The organism is Micromonospora sp. NPDC000207 (assembly GCF_040300925.1).
GTDB lineage: Bacteria > Actinomycetota > Actinomycetes > Mycobacteriales > Micromonosporaceae > Micromonospora.
Genome location: NZ_JBEPEQ010000002.1, coordinates 61,393 through 78,976 on the forward strand (window position 1 = coordinate 61,393; position 17,584 = coordinate 78,976).

Here is a 17,584-nt window from a genome sequence, read left to right on the forward strand (position 1 = left end):
AACGCCCGGTGCCCCACCGTCGTGGCGGGACACCGGGCGTACCCGAGGGTCAGTACACCGACAGGTGCACGTGGTTGGTGTGGTCGCTGGACGGGTCCCCACCCGCTCCGCTGTAGGCTCGCCAGCCGCTGCTGGGCAGCCAGATCTGCCGGTACCAGATCACGTACAGCACGGCCAGCCGGTCGGCGTTGCGGACGTAGTACGCGGCGAGGTTGTTGCCGTACGTCCGGTCCCCGCCGGTGGCGTGCCCACCGAATCCGTTGCGCTGTGCGGCGAAGTCGCACGCCCGACCCTTGGGGTGCTCACCGGAGCCGCCCGGCCGGTAGCAGGAGACGTACCGGGTGAAGCCGGCGGCCTTGGCCTGGTTGAGGGCGTGCAGGGTCCGGGGGGTGATGCACCCGTTGGCCGGGGTGGGGTCGTTGACGCTGCACGACTCCCGGGGCCAGGACCCGTCGGAGTTGCGCGGGGCGGGCTTGGCGGTCTTGGTGCTGTTCCCGCCCGGTCCGCTGGACCCCGTGGACCCGCTGGACCCACTCGACCCGCCGCTGCTGCTGCGCTGCTGGGCCTGTTGCTGCTGCTGTTGCTGGCGGCGGCGCTCGGCCTCCTCACGGCGCTCCTGCGTGACGGCGACGTCGAGGGCCTTCTCGGCCTGGTCCTTGCGCTTTGCCATCGTCGCGACCTGTTTGCGCTGCTCGTTGACCTCGGCATCCAGTTCGACCTTGGTCCGGGCGGACTGGTTGCGGGTCTCCTGGAGCTTGCGCAGCTCCCGCTCCTCGCTGGCGGCGACCTGGTCGAGCGCGGCGGCCCGGTCCATGAAGCCCTCCGGGGAGGTCGCGTTGAGCAGGGCGTTCGCCGCGCCGAGTCGGCCGGTCCGGTACGCGACCTGGGCGATCTCACCGACCTTGGTGTTCTGGACGGCCAGGTCGGAGTCGATGGTCTTGAGCCGACCGTTGAGTTCCTGTTGCCGCTGTGTCGACTTCTCGAGCTTGGCCTTCGCCTCCAGCCATCCCTTGCTGGCCGCCTCCAGCTGGTTGCGCAGAGCCGGGGTGCCGCCCTCGGGATCGGCGTCGGGTGCCGCCAGCAGACCTCCCCGGGTCGCGGCCTGGGCCGGACCGACCGGTGCGACCGCGCCACCGAGGGCGAGGGTCGCGACGAGCAGGGCCGCCATCCGGGCGGTGATGCGTCGCGGTGATGCCACTACTGCCAATGGACCTGTCCTTCCGTCAACCGCCGACCGGGTTAGCTGACGGGTTCGGGACGGAAGATCCCTACCGCTGACGCGGATGCACCCCAGGAACGTGGTTCCCCGGCTCGCCCGGGTGGGCGATTAGGCGGCGGCCACCGTGGGCGCCGATGGGCGCCGCCCGGCGGAGGCCGGGACCGAGCCTACCGGGGTGGGTGTGACGGTTGCAGTCAAAGTGACCGATGGTGTCGGAGAGGCGCACGACAAAGCGCAGCAAAAAGAACATTCCTCGTGGAAATTTAAGCCTGTGCTAATCACCACTCGATGGTTCCGCAGACACCCGCTGACGCTCCGGGTTCGACCTGCAACGTGGCGTGCTCGATGTGGAACTCCTCCCGGAGCGTGGTCCGGGCCGCCGCGAGCACCGTGGCGACCTCCGCGCCCGGGGTGGTGGTCAGGTGGGCCGAGGCGACCTCCATCCCGGAGGTGAGCGTCCACAGGTGCAGGTCGTGCACCTCGGCCACGCCGGGGACCGCCGAGAGCCGGTCGTGCACCTCGGTCACCTGGAGGTGTTCCGGGGCGGCCTGGACCAGGATGCGCAGGGCGGCCCGGGCCAGCCGCCAGGTCCGGGGGAGGATGAACACGCCGATCGCGACCGCCACCACCGGGTCCACCCACCACCAGCCGGTGAACGCGATGACCAGCGCGGCGGCGATCACCCCGACCGAGCCGACCAGGTCGGCGAGCACCTCCAGGTACGCGCCGCGCAGGTTGATGCTCTCCTCGGCGCCCTTGCGCAGCAGTCCGAAGGCGACCACGTTGGCCAGCAGGCCGAGCACCGCCACCCCGAGCATCGGGCCGGTGAGGACCTCCGGCGGATCGCCGATCCGGCGGGCCGCCTCGACGAGGACGTAGACCGCGACCCCGCTGAGCAGCGCCGCGTTGGCCAGGGCGGCGAGCACCTCCAGGCGGTAGAGGCCGAAGGTGCGCTGCGGGTCGGTGGTGGCCCGGCGGGTCGCGGTGATCGCGGCCAGGGCCAGGCCGATGCCGAGCACGTCGGTGAACATGTGCCCGGCGTCGGAGAGCAGGGCCAGCGAGCCGGTGCGGAAGGCGGCGACGGTCTGCACCACTGTGAAGACGGCCAGCAGGGCCAGTGCGGCCCAGAGTCTGCCGACGTGTCGATGGGCGGCGTTCGCCACCGCCGCCGAGTGATCGTGCCCTGCGCCCACGCCCACACCCTCCGTCGTCCGACCCGACCGGGATACAACCTATGCTTACATCGCTATGTATGCAAGTGTCGGACGAGGGGAGGCCGGTCGACAGTCGGAGTCGACGTTCAGCCGGTGGGATCGAGGGTGACCAGGCGCTGGGTGGCCCGGGACAGCGCGACGTAGAGCGTACGAACCCCGGAACCCGGATCGGCCCGGATCTCCCCGGGCGCGACGAGCACCACCCCGTCGTACTCCATGCCCTTGGCCTGGAGGCTCGTCACCACCTGGAGCCGGGGCTCGGCCACCTCGGCCAGCCACCCGGCCACCTCGCGGTGGCGGTGCACCGGCGTGATCACGCCGACGGTCCCCGGCACCTCGGCCAACATGGCCGTCGCCGCGGCCACCGTCTCCGGCGCCAACTCGGCCGCCGACAGCACCCGCTGCACCGGCTCCACCCCGGTGGAGCGGACCGCGACGGGAAGGGGCAGGTCCGGGTCCACCCGACGGATCTCGGCCGCCGCCACCGCGAAGATCTCCGCCGGGTTGCGGTAGTTGGTGGTCAACGTGAACCGGTGCCGCCGACGTCGACCCAGCGCCTGGTCCCGGGCCCGGGTCAGCTCCGCCGGGTCACCCGTCCAGGCGGTCTGGGCCGGGTCGCCGACGACGGTCCAGGACGCCAGCCGCCCCCGTCGGCCGATCATCCGCCACTGCATCGGCGAGACGTCCTGCGCCTCGTCGACGACCACGTGGGCGTACTCCCGGTAGTCCTCCGGGCGCTGCCGGGCCGCCTCCCGGACGGCCCGCTGCCGGTCGGCGAAGGTGCTCAGCTCCCGCACCCCGCCCGCCAGGGCGTACGGGTCCCGCCGGGGGCGGGCCGGCTTCACCGGCTGACCCAGCAACGCGTCCAACTCGTCGAGCAGGGCGATGTCGGCGATGGTCAGGCCCTCGGTGTCCAGGCTCCGCCAGGACTCGGAGAGCAGCCGGACCTCCGCCCGGGACAGGATCCCTCCCGCGTACGCCCGCAGCCGCTCCGGTCGGGTCAACCAACCCAGCACGTGCCGGGGGTGCAGGCGGGGCCACCACGCCTTGAGGAACTCCCGCAACTCCGGCCGGTCGACGATCTCGCCGTCGAAGGTCCGCTGGTCCGGCAGGTGGCCGACGTGCAGCGTACGCACCTGCGCCCAGAGCGCGGTGAAGATCCCGTCGAACCCGGCCCGGCGAACCTCGTTGCGGCGGGCACCCCGGACCAGCGCCCGTTCCCGGATGCGGTCCAACTCCGCCTGGCCCAGCCGCAGCAGTTCACCCCGGTAGAGCAGGCGCAGTTCGGTCGGACCGTCCGGCACCGCGTCGCGGGTCGCCCGCTCCAGCACCTGGCGCATCCGCAGCGACCCCTTCACCGCCGCCACGTCCGCCGGATCGGTCCGGGTCGCCGACATGCCCACGAAGAGGGTGCCCAGGGAGCGGAGTGTCGCGCTCTCCTCGCCCAGTGAGGGCAGCACCGAGGCGATGTACTCCACGAAGACCGAGGAGGGGCCGACCACCAGGATCCCGCCACCGGCGTACCTGTTGCGGTCGGAGTAGAGCAGGTACGCCGCCCGGTGCAGGGCGACAGCGGTCTTGCCGGTGCCGGGCCCTCCGGAGACGATCGTCACGTCCTTGCCGGGGGAGCGGATCGCCTCGTCCTGCTCCCGCTGGATGGTGGCCACGATGTCGCGCATCCCGCGACCGGTGGCCTTGGAGAGGCTGGCCAGGAGGGCACCGTCACCGACAACTGTCATCTCCGGCCCGGCGGCGGCCGGATCGAGGAGGTCGTCCTCGATCCGGGTGACCCGCTCGTCCGAGGACTGGATCATCCGCCGCCGGATCACGCCCAGCGGCTGGGCCGGGGTGGCCCGGTAGAACGGCTCGGCGGCCGGGGCCCGCCAGTCCACCACCAGGGTCTCGGCGTCGTCGTCCCGGACACCGAGCCGACCGACGTAGAGGGTCTGCCTGTCGCGCAGGTCCAGTCGGCCGAAGACCAGCCCCTCGTGCTCGGCGTCGAGCAGGTGCCGCCGCTGCGCGGCGTGGAAGACCATCGCGTCCCGCTCCACCAACGCCCCGAGGGTGCCGACCCGGGCCTGCCGGTATCCGTCCCGCTCGGCGCGGGCCGCCGCCCTGCGCAGTTCGGCCAGGCGGGTGTACACCCGGTCCAGGTGCCGTTGCTCGACGGCGATCTCCTGGTTCAGGCTCGTGTGGTCGGTCAACTGAGCTGGCTCCCGTGGCACGGCGGCCGTAGCCGCGGTGGGCGCGTCGGCCGGATGCCGGGCGACCGGGTGAGACTACGACCCGTCGCTGTGGTCCCTGTCGGCGGCCATGCCGATCCGCAGGTCAGCAGGGGGTGTCGCGCTCGGGCGGAGAACGAGCGCACCGCCCGTCGGCGGCCGACGGGCGGTGCGGGGTGTCGCGGGGTGGGGGTGAACCCGAGGGGCTCAGCCCTCGAAGACACCGGCCTCGACGAGACGCTTCTCGGTGGCGTCCCAGCCGTCACCCGGGAAGCTGGCGTTGAGGGCGTTGATCTCGGCCCGGATCTTGGTGGCGTGCCCGGCACCGGCCAGCACCCGGATCTCCTCGACGAAGGCCTCGGAGTCGGTACGCAGGTGCGCGGTCTTGCCGTTGGTCAGGTTCCGGATGTAGGCGTGCTTGCCGCCGTTGAGCGGGATGAGGTACTTGAACTCGCCCAGCACGCTGAGGGCGCCACCCTGGCCAGCCTGGCCGGCCCGGACGGACGCGCGCGCGGTCTTCGAGGTGTTGCTCGCCACGGAGGTGCTCCTTGTAAGACGTACGGGAAGGTTTGGGTGACGTCCAGGAGGGACGGGACGTCAGGGATCTTCCGGCGGCAAGAAACCGCCGAGGGAACTCTACACGACCAGGAAGCCCGAGTGCTGCTCGCGGCCGGTCCCGAACGTGCGCGGACCCCCGCTCGGGTGCGACTGTTCCGTCCGCGAGTTTTCCGATTCCCTGGCGCACCATCCGTCCCAGCAGTCATGCTGTCTTCGCAGACCACTCGGTGGACGCGAGGTCGTAGGGGAAGACGCACCTCGGTCTCCGGGAGGTCACCGTGCCAACGCGTGGCGTCGTATACGTCCACTCGACCCCGCTCGCCGTGTGCTCACACGTCGAGTGGGCGATCGCGCGCGTCCTTGCCGCGCCGGTCAACCTGCAGTGGACGGCTCAGCCCGTCGACCCCGGCGTCCGCCGGGCGGAGTGCGGGTGGACCGGCCGCCCGGGAACGGGCGCCGAACTGGCCGCTGCCCTCCGACAGTGGCCGATGATCCGTTTCGAGGTCACCGAGGAGCCCAGCCCCGGGGCCGACGGGGAACGCTTCATGTACGTCCCCGGCCGAGGGCTGTTCCGGGCCGCCGTCGGGGCGGCCGGTGACATCCAGCTCGGTGAGGACCGGCTCCGTACCATCATGGCGACCGCACGCGCACCCGAGGCGCTCGCCCACGCCCTGGACAAGGCGCTCGGCACGGCCTGGGACACCGAGCTGGAGCCCTACCGGCACGCCGGCGACGGCGCCCCGATCACCCTGCTCACCCGGGTCGGGTGAGCCCGGCGGCCGACCCCCGACCCGATCGGTGATCCTGGTCACCGACGCCCGGTCGCCGTGGTCGGCGTGTCGGAGCCGGGTTGCCCCGATCCGTGACCGGCTGGTGGGATGGGCCGCGTGTCGACTTCCCCTCGCCGCGTCGCCGTCGTGCTCGTCGCCCTGACCGCCCTGCTCGCCTCGGCCTGCTCAGGCGAACGGGAGCGACCCGCCGCAGGGACGGCCGAGCCGTCGACGGAGTTCGTCACCCCCACCCCGTCCCCCTCGGGGGCCGACGCCGCCGGTCGCGCCGCAACCCTGGTCGGCACCCTCTCCGACGAGGACCTGGTCGGCCAGGTGCTGATGGCCTACGCCTACGGAGACTCGGCGACCGAGGTGTCCGCCGGGTCGGCGGCCGGCAACCGGGCCCTGGCCGGGGTGGACACCCCCGCCCAGATGATCGAGAAGTACCGGCTGGGTGGGTTGATCCTTGTCGGGTTCAGCGCCGACGACCCCACCTCGGCCAACCAGGTGACCACCAACGTCGACAACCCCACGCAGGTCCGGAAGCTGACCACCGGTCTCCAGGAGGCGGCCGGGAAGCTGACCACCGGTGCGGCACCGTTCCTGGTCGGCATCGACCAGGAGTACGGCGTGGTCACCCGGGTCACCGACGGGGTGACCATGCTGCCCAGCGCACTGGCCGCCGGTGCCGCCGACGATCCGGCCAAGACCGAGGCCGCCTGGCAGGTCGCCGGTACCGAGCTGGCCGCGATGGGCGTCAACATGGACTTCGCCCCGGTCGCCGACGTCCTGGTCAGTCGGAGCACGGTGATCGGTTCCCGCTCCTTCGGCGGTGACACCGAGCGGGCCGCCGCACAGGTCGGGGCCGCCGTCCGGGGGTTGCAGTCGGCCGGGGTGGCGGCCACCGTCAAGCACTTCCCGGGCCACGGCCACAGCGCCGACGACTCACACCACGAACTGCCGGTCCTCGGGCAGACCAAGGGGAAGCTGGCGAAGGAGGCATGGCCCCCCTTCTCGGCCGGGATCGACGCCGGGGCGCTGGCGGTGATGTCCGCCCACCTCGACGTCCGCTCGGTCGACCCGGGCACCGCGGCGACCTTCTCCCACAAGGTGCTCACCGACGTGCTCCGGGGCCAGCTCGGCTTCGAGGGGGTGGTGGTCACCGACGGGATGAACATGGAGCCGGCGAAGAAGTGGTCGCCGGGGGAGGCGGCGGTCCGGGCCCTCAAGGCCGGCAACGACCTCATCCTGATGCCCCCGAACGTCACCCAGGCGTACGACGGGCTGCTGACCGCGCTGCGCGACGGGTCGCTGCCCCGGGAACGGCTGGTCGAGGCGGCCACCCGGGTGCTCACCCTGAAGTTCCGGCTGGCCGACCGACCGGCCCCGGACCTGTCGGTGCTCGACAGCCCGGCGCACCGGGACGCGGCAGTGCAACTGGCCACGGCGGCGGTCACGGTCCTGCGCGGGCCGTGCCGCCCCGCCCCGGTCGGCGGGAAGCTCACCATCACCTCCTCCGGCGGCCGGGAGGGCACCCGCAGGGCGCTGACCGAGGAGTTGCGCCGGGCCGGGGTCGAGGTCGGCTCCGGTGGCAAGGTCGTGCACCTGGTCGGCTACGGCGACAGAGCCGGCGACCTGCGGGCCGACGCCGACGTCACAGTGGCCATGGACACCCCGTATCTGCTGTCGGGGGCGAAGTCGCCGGTGCTGATGGCCACCTACTCGTCGAGCCGGGCGGCGATGACCGGACTGGCCCGGGTGCTGGCCGGGTCGGCGGAACCGACCGGACGTGCCCCGGTGAAGGTCACCGGACTGCCCGCCACCACCTGCACCGACTGACCGGGCCGAGGCCCGACCGGTGACCGTCCCGGGGCGGAGTCGACCCACCGTCGCACCCCGGACCGACTCCCCGGCCTGCCGTCGGGCTGCCTCCCCGGCCTGCCGTCGGACCGACTCGTCGGCCTGCCGTCGGGCTGCCTCGTCGGCCTGCCGTCGGGTGGTCTCGTCGGTCGGGCGGTGGGCACCGGGAGTCGTCGGCTTCGGGTTCGTCGCCGCCGTCCTGCTCGCCACCGGTACGCCCCCGGCCGACCTGCTCCGCTTCACCGGGTACGCCGTCCTGGCCGTCCTGCTGCCCGGCACCCTCCTGTACCGGGCGCTGCGCCGACGGCCGCACACCCTCATCGAGGACCTGGCGATGGGGGCTGCCGTCGGGCTGACCCTGGAACTGGTGGCCTGGGCGGTCGCCGTCGGGTTCGGCGTACCCGGCCGGCTGCGGCTGTGGCCGCTGCTCGTGGTCCTGCCGTTCGTCGTCGTCCCCGCACTGCGTCGGCACTGGCGGGGCGGGTACACCGTCGCGGTCCCCACCGGGTGGGCCTGGTCGGTCACGGCGGTGCTTGTCGGGTTCACCTGGTACCTGGTCGAGTCGTTCCTGCGGGTCAACCCGGTGCTGCCCACCCGGGAGGGGCAGTCGCAATACGTCGACCTGGCCTTCCAGCTCTCCCTCGCCGGGGCGGCCACCCACCGGGTGCCGCCCGAGGTGCCGCAGGTCGCCGGGGAACCACTGCACTACCACTGGTTCGGCTTCGCCCACCTGGCGGCGGCCAGCCTGATCAGCGGGGTCGACCTGACAGTGGTCTTCTTCCGGCTGGCCGTACCGGCGCTGTGTGCGCTCGCCGTCGTGCTCGTCGCGGTGGTCGGGTGGCGGATCACCGGGCGGCCGTACGCCGGGGTGGCCGCCGCCGTACTGATGTTCACAGTCGGGGAGTTCGGGTTCGAGACCGGCGTACGGCAACTCTTCGGCACCCAGACCACCTTCATCGTCTGGGGCAGCCCGTCGATGACGTACAGCTGGGTGTTGCTCCTGCCGTTGCTCGCCGCCCTCGGTGAGGTCGTCGGCCGGGCCGGGGGGTCGGCCGTGCCCCCGCTGGGACGGGGCAGGTGGCTGCTGGCCGCCGGTCTGCTGGCCGCCTCGACCGGCGCGAAGGCCTCCTCGGTCCCGGTGGTCCTGGCCGCGTTGGCCCTGGTGGTGGCGGTGGCGGTGGTGGCCGGGACGAGGCGGTCGACGGCGGTTGCCCGGCGTCCGGCGGCCGGTGCGGCGGGGGCCTGGCGTGGGCGGGTCGGTCCGGTGGTGGTCGCCGCCGGGCTGGCCCTGGGGGCGCAGGTCTTCGCCACCGGCGTGCTCTTCGCGTTCGAGACGCACGGTGTCACTGTCGAACCCCTCTCCGGGTTGCGTCCCTACGTCGATCCGGGCGGGCCGTCGGCGGTGACCGGGCTGGCCTGGCTGGCGGCGGTGGTCGCGTTCCTGCTCAACCTCCATCTCCGGCTGGCCGGTGTGGTGGCGGTGCTGGCCGCGCGGCGGTGGCGACCCGAGCCGGTGCAGGTCTTCCTCCTCGGCGGCGCGCTCGCCGGACCGACGGCGTACCTGCTGGTCGCGCATCCGGGCAGCAGCAACCAGTACTTCCTGCGGGCCGGGTTCACCTTCGGCGTGATCCTGTCGGGTTGGGGGTGGGTGGAGGTGCTGGCGCGGGCCCGGCTGACCCGTCGGGGCGGCCTGCTGCTCGCCGGGGCGGCGGCCGGGTTCGCCCTGGTGCTCACCGCGTACCAGGTGCGGTTCCCGGCGGCCGGGCCGACCCGGGGGTACGCGGCGCTCCTGCCCCTGTTGACCTGGGCGGCGGCGCTGACCCTGGTGGCGGTGCTCGGGGCGATCGGCTGGTCGGTGCTGGTCGCCCGACGCCGGGTGCCGGTGGGGCGGGGGGCGGCGGTCCTGCTCACCGGTGTCCTGGTGGCCGGGGCGCCGGGGCTGGTGCTCGACGCTGCGGCGGCCCGGACCCACCCCAACGGCGGGGCGTACGCGGTGGTGCCGATGCCGGCGTCGCGGGTGGCGGCGGCCCGGTGGGTGCGGGACCACAGCGGACCTGACGACGTCCTCGCCACCAACGTGCACTGCTGGCGGGTGGGCGTGGACGGGTCGTGTGACGCCCGCTCGTTCTGGCTCAGCGGGTACGCCGAGCGGTCGGTGCTGGTGGAGGGCTGGGCGTTCGCCCCCCGGATGGTGGGTGCCGTCGGGGGCTGGTCGGCGCCGTTCTGGGATCCGGCCCGGCTGGCCGCCAACGAGGCAGCGTTCACCGCCCCCACCGTCGCCGGGCTGGCCGACCTCCGGGACCGGTACGGGGTGCGGTGGCTGGTGGTCGACAGGCAGGTGGAACCGGAGTCGGCGGAGTTGGTGACCCTCGCCGACCTGCGCTTCACCAACGGCCGACTGGCCGTCTACCGCCTGCCCTGACGCTCCTCGCGGTGCCCGACGTCCGTACACACTGGAGGGTTTCCGGTCGGTGGCTCAGGATGAGCGGGGTCGTTCCCCGACGGGCCTGTTTGTTCACAGAAGGAAAGAAGTGTGCTGTCCCGGTCGGGTGGTCGACCACCCCGTGTCGCCGCTTCCTTCGCTGTTTCGCCTGTTCAAGGCGGGGTTGTCGGGGCGCCGAGACTCATTCGTTACTTGACCCAATACTTCGTTCGCCGTAGAAAGGAAATGTGACTGACGTGGTGACGCCACCAACGAGCCCGGTGAGCCGGGAGCGGTCGAAGGAGATCAAGCGCCTCTCGGTGATCTCCACCGCCCGCCAGGTCCGGGTGCTCTCCCGCGCCGAGTTGACCGAGCTCACCGGCCTGAGCCCCGCCACGCTCACCCCCCTGGTCCGGGAGCTGATCGCCGAGGGTTACCTGATCGAACGGGGGCCGGGCGCCTCCCGGGCCGGCCGTCCCCGCGCCATGCTGGAGTTCAACCCCCGCGCCGAACTGGTCGCCGCGGTCTCGCTGGAACCGGCCCGGATCAGTTGCGAGATCGCCGACAGCGACGGGACGGTCGTCGCACACCGGACGATCCGCCTCACCGGCGACATCGTCGACACCATCTGCCGATCCGTGCCGGAACTCGCCGGTGACGGACTGCCGGCGCTGCGCGGCGTGGCCATCGCCGCACCCGGGGTCAGCTCGGGCGGGGCGGTCCGGCTCGCCCCCTCGGTAGGGTTGGTGGAAGGACGTCCGATAGGGGAGTCGGTCCAGCGCCACCTCGGCGTACCCGTGGTCGTGGACAACGACGTCAACCTGATGGCGGCCGGTGAGCACGCCGTCGGAGCCGGCAGCGACGTGGCCGACCTGCTCCTGCTGCACGTCGCCGACGGCATCGGCGCCGGTCTGGTCCTCGACGGGCGGGTCCGTCGGGGTGCCGGTGGGGCGGCCGGGGAGGTCGGGTTCCTGCCGCTGGACCCCGCCGACCGGGAACACGACGGGATCGGCCCGTTCGAGGCCCGCTGGTCGGAGAACGCCATCGCCGAACGGGTCGTCGCGCTCGCCCCGGGCCGCCGCCCCGCCGCCCCGGTGGCCGGTCTGGTCGACCTGGCCCGGACCGACGAGCGGGCGGCGGCGTACCTGGACGAGGTCCTCGTCGCGTGGTCCCGGCTGATCGTCTCCTGCGTCTGCGTGATCGACCCGGGGCGGGTCCTGCTCAGTGGGGCCGCCACCCAACTCGACGACGCGTCAGTCGACAGGATCCAGACGCTCGTCGCGGCCACCGCACCGGCCACCACCGAGGTACGCCGGGCCGTGCTCGGCGACCGGGCGGTCCTGCACGGCGCCGTCACCTACGCCCGGGCCGCCGCGGCGGCCGGGTCACCGAACCTGATGCCCAGCCCCTGAACGAACGACCCCTTTCCCCTCGGAGGTACCCATGAGACGTCGAATTCTCCTCGCCGGAGCCCTGGCCACAGTCCTCGCCGCCGGCACCGCCTGCGGCACCGGCGGGTCCGACGACGCGGCCGACGGCAGCGTCGAGCAGCTGACCATCTACACCGCCCGGGACAAGAAGGTCACCGACTTCGTCGTCGAGCGGTTCACCCAGCAGTACCCCGAGTACCAGGGGAAGGTCGAGATCCTCAACATCGGCGCCCAGGAGATCCTGGAGCGGGTCCGGGCCGAGAAGGCCAACCCGCAGGCCGACGTCTGGTGGGGCGGCACCCAGCAGGGGCTCAGCGCCGGGGCGTCGGAGGATCTGCTGGAGTCCTGGCAGCCCACCTTCGCCGAGAAGATGGACGACCAGTACAAGGACGCCGAGGGTCGTTGGTTCGGGGAGATCCTCCTCCCCGAGGTGATCATGTACAACAACGAGGCGCTCACCCCGGAGCAGGCCCCGAAGGACTGGGACGACCTGCTCGACGCGGAGTGGAAAGACAAGATCATCATCCGGGACGTGGCCGCGTCCGGCACCATGCGGTCGATCTACGCCTCGATGATCCAGCGCCTCTCGCCCGACGGCAGCAACCCGCAGCCCGGGTACGACTGGCTCAAGCGGCTCGACGCCAACACCGGGTCGTACGCTGCCAACCCCGCCGACCTCTACCTGAAGATGTCCCGCCAGCAGGGGGTCATCAGCGCCTGGAACCTGCAGGACGTCCTGTTGCAGGCCAACCAGTCGAACATGCCCTTCGGGTACGTGATGCCGACCTCCGGTGCCCCGGTCCTCGTCGACGGGCTCGGCAAGGTCAAGGGCGGCAACAGCGACGGCGCGGAGAAGTTCATCGAGTTCCTCTTCGACGACTCGCTCCGCGCCGACCTCGCCAGGGACTACTTCCAGATCCCGGCCGTGGAGATCGCCGACCAGCCCCAGTGGCTGGCCGAGCTCGGCCTTCAGCCGATGGACGTCGACTGGGACGTCATCGGTGAGAAGGAGACCGAGTGGATCAACCACTGGAACAGCCAGATCAAGAACCAGGGCTGACCACCGACGTACGGGTGCGGGGCCGGACGGTCCCGCACCCGCACGCCGCCCCGCCGCAGGACATGAAGGAGGACATCATGATCGATGTCACGCTGGAGTCGGTGAGCAAGCGATTCGCCCGTGCCGGCGACACCGCGGCCGTCGACGACGTCGACATCAGGATCGCCGCCGGTGAGTTCTTCACCCTGCTCGGCCCGAGCGGCTGCGGCAAGACCACCACCCTCCGGATGGTGGCCGGGTTCTACTTTCCCACCTCGGGCCGGATCCGGTTCGGGGAGGAGGACGTCACCCGACGCCCACCGAACAAGCGCGACACCGGCATGGTGTTCCAGAACTACGCCCTGTTCCCGCACATGTCGGTGGCCCAGAACGTCGGGTACGGGTTGAAGATCCGCAAGGTGGGTCGGGCCGACGCGAAGCGCCGCATCGAGGAGGCCCTCGGCCAGGTCCACCTGGCCGGATACGGCGAGCGCCGCATCGACCAGCTCTCCGGTGGTCAGCAGCAGCGGGTGGCCCTGGCCCGCGCCCTGGTCATCCGCCCCCGCACCCTCCTGCTCGACGAGCCGCTGTCGAACCTCGACGCCAAGCTGCGCGAGGAGACCCGGACCGAGATCCGCCGGATCCAGAAGGAGAGCGGCAACACCGCCATCTACGTCACCCACGACCAGGCCGAGGCGATGGCCATGTCGGACCGGATCGCGGTGATGGAGTCCGGCCGGGTGCAGCAGATCGGTGCCCCGCAGGAGATCTACCACCGGCCCGCCAACGCCTTCGTGGCCCGCTTCATCGGCCGCAGCAACGTGCTCTCCCTGCCGGTGTCGGCGGTGACCGACGAGAGTGTCACCGTCGCCCTGCCCGACGGTGCCGAGACCGTCGTCGCCGCGCCCGTCGGCCACGGACTGCGGGCCGGGGAGGCCGCCCTGGTGTCGGTCCGGCCCGAGCACATCGGCCTGACCTCCACCACCGACCCGGGTGCCCTGCCCGGCCGGGTCACCGAGCTGGAGTTCACCGGGATGGCCACCAACCTGGTGGTCGAGGTGGCCGGCGAGTCGGTGCAGGTCGCCGCGATCGACGTACCCGCCGGGATCTCGGTCGGCGACCAGATCGGGCTGCGGCTGACCCGGGAGCGGATGTGGGTGGTGCACCCGTGACCGCAGCTCCCTCCGCCGCCACGGTCCCGCCGATCACCGAGGATCCGACGCCGGGCGGTGGGCGTCGTCGAAACCGCCTCGCGGAGCGCTTCGGCGGCGGTGCCAGCTCCCGCTGGTTCCCGTACGTCCTGGTCTTTCCGCTGGCCCTGGTGCTCTTCGGGTACGTCGTCCAGCCGATGTTCGCCACCTTCGCCGAGAGCGTCGGGGTGGACGGGGTGGCCAACTACACCCGGTTCCTCAGCGGCGAGGGGGTGGCCCGGTCGGCGCTGGTCACCTCCCTGGTCATCTCGGCGGCCAGCGTGCTGCTCTGCGGGATCGTCGGCGTGGCGATGGCGTTCCTGCTCAAGCGCTTCCAGTTCCCCGGTCGGGGGCTGATCGAGGCGATCATCCTGGTGCCGGCGGCGCTTCCCCCGCTGATCGGGGCGATCTCCTTCCAGCTGCTCTACAGCGAGACCGGCATCCTGCCGCGCGGGTTGCAGCAGCTGTTCGGTACGGAGAACCCGGTCCTGCCGTTCAGCGGCATCGCCGGAGTGCTCGTGGTGCACACCTTCACCATGTACCCCTTCTTCTACCTGGCCGCCTCCGCCGCCCTGGCCGGCATGGACCCCTCGGTCGAGGAGGCCGCCTACAACCTGGGGGCCGGTCGGGTGCGGGTCTGGCGTACCGTCCTGCTGCCGATGCTCACCCCGGCCCTGGTCTCGGCCTCCCTGCTGGTGTTCATGACGTCGCTGGCGTCGTACACCGCCCCGCTGCTGTTCGGGGTGGACCGGACGATGACCATGCAGATCTACATCAACCGCACCAACGGCGACCTCCCGATGGCCTCCACGTACGCCTCGGTGCTGGCTGTGGTGTCGGTCCTGTTCCTGCTCGGCATGCGCTGGTACGAGGGGCGGCGCAGTTACCGCTCCCAGTCGAAGGGGGTCGCCGCGCACCGACGGGAGATCACCAACCCGTTCGGCAAGTGGGCGGCGCTGGCCGCCTCGATCCTGGCCACCATGGTGCTCCTGGCCCCGGTCGGCACCATCGCCCTCGTCGCTTTCTCCGAGGACGGCTCGTGGACGACCCAGGTGGTGCCGTCGGCGTACACCTGGCAGAACTTCGTCACCATCTTCACCGACCCGAGGGCGTTCCAGCCGATCCTCAACTCGCTGCAGATGAGCCTGATCGCCACCGTCGGGTGCGTGGTGATCGGTGTCCTCATCGCCTACGCGGTGCGGCGGCTCAACTTCCGGGGCCGGGCACTGCTGGACGTGGCGGTCATGCTGGCCTGGGCCCTGCCCGGCACCGTGGTGGCGATCAACCTGATCTCGGCGTTCAGCACCGGTAACGCGTTCAGCTTCGGGCAGGTGCTGATCGGCACCTTCTGGATCATGCCGCTGGCCTACTTCGTCAGGTTCCTGCCGCTGGTGTTCCGGTCGAGTTCGGCGACCCTGGCCCAGATCGACCCGTCGCTGGAGGAGGCGGCCCGCAACCTGGGCGCGTCCTGGGTACGGGCGTTCGGCACCGTCACCCTCCGGCTGATGGTGCCCGGGGTGGCGGCCGGTGCGCTGCTCGCCTTCGTCAACGGCGTCGGTGAGTTCGTCGCCTCGGTGCTGATCTACACCTCGCAGACCGCACCGATTTCCGTCGAGATCAACAACCGGATGTACTCGTTCGAGATGGGCACCGCAGCCGCGTACGGCATGCTCCAGGTGGTGCTGATCTTCGTGGTGATGGTGGTGTCCGGTCGGCTCCAGAGCGGCCGGCGGGCGTCCCGGGAGGCGGCGAAGTGGACGGCGTGACGACAGACGTGACAGCGCACTGGCCGACCTCCGGCGGGCTGGCCCCGATCACCCGGGTACCCGGGGGAGAACTGGCCGCCGTCGCCGCCGCCGCGGACTTCGCGGTGCTGCCGGTCGGCGCCGTCGAGTGGCACGGTCCGCACCTGCCGCTCGGCACCGACCTGATCCTCGCCGAGGGGTTCGCCGCCGAGAGCGGTGCCGCCTCTACCGGGGAGACCTCCGGTGCCGCCGAGGTGGCCGCCGGCGGGCGAGGGGTCCTCTTCCCCGCCGTGCCGTACGCCGCCTGCCCGGGGCAGACCCGACCGTGGCCGGGCACCGTGTCGATCCGCCCCGAGATCGCCGTCGGGTACCTCGCCGACGTGATCGAGGGGATCGTCGCCGCCGGGTTCCCCAGACTGCTGATCGTCAACGGACACGACGCGAACATGTCGACGGTCCGGGCCGCGATGGAGTGGGTCTCCGGCCGACGGCAGGCCAGTCTGCTGCTGGTCAACTGGTTCCAGCTGGTCACCCCGGCGGAGACCACGCAGATCTACGGCGACCTGCCGGCCCGGGGGCACGGCGGGGCGTACGAGACCTCCGGGGTGCTCGGCTTCGACCCCGACGCGGTACGCCTCGACGCGGTCACCGACCTGCCGCCCAAGCCGAAGCTGCCGGTCACCCACCCGTACGTCCTCGTGGAGTCCCGCCCCGATCCGTGGCAGGGCTGGTCCGGGCACATCTCGCTGGCCAACGTGGACGCCGGGGACCGCCTCCGGCGGATCGCCGGGGCGCGCCTGCGGGAGGTCGTCGCCGCCTGGGTGGCCGCCCCGCTGCCCGCCCCACCCACAGCCGACCCGCTGCCCGGCCCGACGTCCACCGCCGAGCCACCTCCCGGCCCGACGTCCACCGCCGACCCGCTGCCCGGGGAGGACGCGTGAGCGCCGACCGGGGACTGCGCGTCGTCGACTTCCACCTGCACTTCCGCATCGGCGTCGACGAGACGGTCCACGCCTGCGAGGACGCCGCCGGGATGCACCCGGGCGGGGAACACGAACGGGCGGTCCGGGCCGCCGCCTCCGCCCCGTACGGGCGGGCGTGGCGGCAGGCGTGGAGCTTCCCCGACCCGGAGCCCCCCGCCGACAGCTGGGAGGACGAGGCCGACAGGTGGGCCGACGAGCTGCGCCGGCTCGACGTCGACAGGGCGGTCTTCGTCACCGGTGGCGGCAACGACGCCGTCGCCGACGTGGTCGACAGGCATCCGGACCTGCTGCTCGGCTTCGCCCACCACGACCCGTACGCCCCCGGGGCCGCCGCCGAACTGGAACGGGCGGTGACCGAACGGGGTCTGCGGGGGCTGAAACTGTTCGCGCCGCTGCTGCGCGGTCCCCTCGACGCCGACGACCTCGACCCGCTGTGGGCCACCGCCCAACGCCTCGGTGTCCCGGTGCTGATCCACATCGGGCACTACGGCAGCGCCGGGGGGCTCACCTTCGGCCGGTACGGCGGCCCGCAGGAGCTGGCCCGGATGGCCCGCCGGTTCCCGGAACTGGCAGTCGTGGTGCCCCACTTCGGCGTGCAGTACGTCCAGGAGTTGCTCTTCGCCGCCTGGGGATGTCCGAACATCCACGTGGACACCTCCGGGTCCAACCAGTGGGTGCGCTGGATGCCGTACAAACTGACAGTGGAGGACCTGTTCCGGCGCTGCTACGAGACGATCGGCCCGGAGCGGATCGTGTTCGGCAGCGACTCGTCCTGGTTCCCGCGCGGGTACGTCACCCGCTACCTCGACGACCAGCTGCGCATCTGCCGGGAGCTGGGACTGCCCGACGACCACCTGCGCGCGATCTTCGCCGGGAACGCCGAACGGCTGCTCGGCCTGGGCGTCTGACCGGCTGACCGCCGGGGTCCGGCC

The 17,584-nt window shown here is 72.2% G+C and carries 13 protein-coding genes and 1 riboswitch; of the genes, 9 read left to right on the forward strand and 4 right to left on the reverse strand.

The window, feature by feature from the left end:
- Window positions 1-49 precede the first annotated feature (49 nt).
- The 4 genes from ABT336_RS01235 to ABT336_RS01250 form a co-directional block, all read right to left on the reverse strand.
- Window positions 50-1,168 (reverse strand): coiled-coil domain-containing protein, encoded by a 1,119-nt coding sequence (locus ABT336_RS01235; RefSeq protein WP_350894522.1) that lies wholly within the window; start codon window positions 1,166-1,168, stop codon window positions 50-52.
- Window positions 1,169-1,213: 45 nt separating this feature from the next.
- Window positions 1,214-1,344: riboswitch (cyclic di-AMP (ydaO/yuaA leader) on the reverse strand.
- Window positions 1,345-1,497: 153 nt separating this feature from the next.
- On the reverse strand, window positions 1,498-2,412 hold the full coding sequence (locus ABT336_RS01240) for a cation diffusion facilitator family transporter (protein ID WP_350894452.1): 915 nt from the start codon (window positions 2,410-2,412) through the stop codon (window positions 1,498-1,500).
- 107 nt (window positions 2,413-2,519) lie between these two features.
- Window positions 2,520-4,637 (reverse strand): HelD family protein, encoded by a 2,118-nt coding sequence (locus ABT336_RS01245; protein WP_350894453.1) that lies wholly within the window; start codon window positions 4,635-4,637, stop codon window positions 2,520-2,522.
- 225 nt (window positions 4,638-4,862) lie between these two features.
- Entirely contained in the window at window positions 4,863-5,192 is a 330-nt protein-coding gene (locus ABT336_RS01250; protein WP_350894454.1) for a hypothetical protein, read from the reverse strand.
- Window positions 5,193-5,491: 299 nt separating this feature from the next.
- Here ABT336_RS01250 and ABT336_RS01255 point away from each other — a divergent pair, with 299 nt between their 5' ends.
- From ABT336_RS01255 to ABT336_RS01295, 9 genes are all read left to right on the forward strand, one after another.
- Entirely contained in the window at window positions 5,492-5,983 is a 492-nt protein-coding gene (locus ABT336_RS01255; protein ID WP_350894455.1) for a DUF3145 domain-containing protein, read from the forward strand.
- 108 nt (window positions 5,984-6,091) lie between these two features.
- Window positions 6,092-7,822 carry a glycoside hydrolase family 3 protein gene (locus ABT336_RS01260; protein WP_350894456.1) on the forward strand — a complete coding sequence of 577 codons (1,731 nt, stop codon included), beginning with the start codon at window positions 6,092-6,094 and terminating at the stop codon, window positions 7,820-7,822.
- 19 nt (window positions 7,823-7,841) lie between these two features.
- On the forward strand, window positions 7,842-10,265 hold the full coding sequence (locus ABT336_RS01265; RefSeq protein WP_350894457.1) for a hypothetical protein: 2,424 nt from the start codon (window positions 7,842-7,844) through the stop codon (window positions 10,263-10,265).
- Window positions 10,266-10,513: 248 nt separating this feature from the next.
- A complete protein-coding gene (locus tag ABT336_RS01270) occupies window positions 10,514-11,677 on the forward strand; it encodes an ROK family protein (protein ID WP_350894458.1) in 1,164 nt (387 codons plus the stop codon).
- A 31-nt stretch (window positions 11,678-11,708) separates the two neighbouring features.
- Window positions 11,709-12,755 (forward strand): extracellular solute-binding protein, encoded by a 1,047-nt coding sequence (locus tag ABT336_RS01275; RefSeq protein WP_350894459.1) that lies wholly within the window; start codon window positions 11,709-11,711, stop codon window positions 12,753-12,755.
- Window positions 12,713-13,906, forward strand: coding sequence for an ABC transporter ATP-binding protein (locus ABT336_RS01280; RefSeq protein WP_350894460.1), 1,194 nt, complete (start codon window positions 12,713-12,715; stop codon window positions 13,904-13,906). Before ABT336_RS01275 ends, ABT336_RS01280 begins: the two co-directional genes overlap by 43 nt.
- The gene (locus tag ABT336_RS01285; protein ID WP_350894461.1) at window positions 13,903-15,690 is read left to right on the forward strand and encodes an ABC transporter permease; all 1,788 of its coding nucleotides are present in this window, start codon (window positions 13,903-13,905) and stop codon (window positions 15,688-15,690) included. Before ABT336_RS01280 ends, ABT336_RS01285 begins: the two co-directional genes overlap by 4 nt.
- Window positions 15,687-16,610, forward strand: coding sequence for a creatininase family protein (locus tag ABT336_RS01290; protein ID WP_350894462.1), 924 nt, complete (start codon window positions 15,687-15,689; stop codon window positions 16,608-16,610). Before ABT336_RS01285 ends, ABT336_RS01290 begins: the two co-directional genes overlap by 4 nt.
- The gene (locus tag ABT336_RS01295; protein ID WP_350894463.1) at window positions 16,607-17,560 is read left to right on the forward strand and encodes an amidohydrolase family protein; all 954 of its coding nucleotides are present in this window, start codon (window positions 16,607-16,609) and stop codon (window positions 17,558-17,560) included. The genes ABT336_RS01290 and ABT336_RS01295 overlap by 4 nt, the downstream gene beginning before the upstream one ends.
- The last annotated feature ends 24 nt before the right edge of the window (window positions 17,561-17,584 follow it).

Bases quoted from the DNA above. Each gene is read 5' to 3' on its own strand.
- ABT336_RS01235 (WP_350894522.1), bottom strand. From the start codon at position 1,168: ATGGCGGCCCTGCTCGTCGCGACCCTCGCCCTCGGTGGCGCGGTCGCA.
- ABT336_RS01260 (WP_350894456.1), top strand. From the start codon at position 6,092: ATGGGCCGCGTGTCGACTTCCCCTCGCCGCGTCGCCGTCGTGCTCGTC.
- ABT336_RS01275 (WP_350894459.1), top strand. From the start codon at position 11,709: ATGAGACGTCGAATTCTCCTCGCCGGAGCCCTGGCCACAGTCCTCGCC.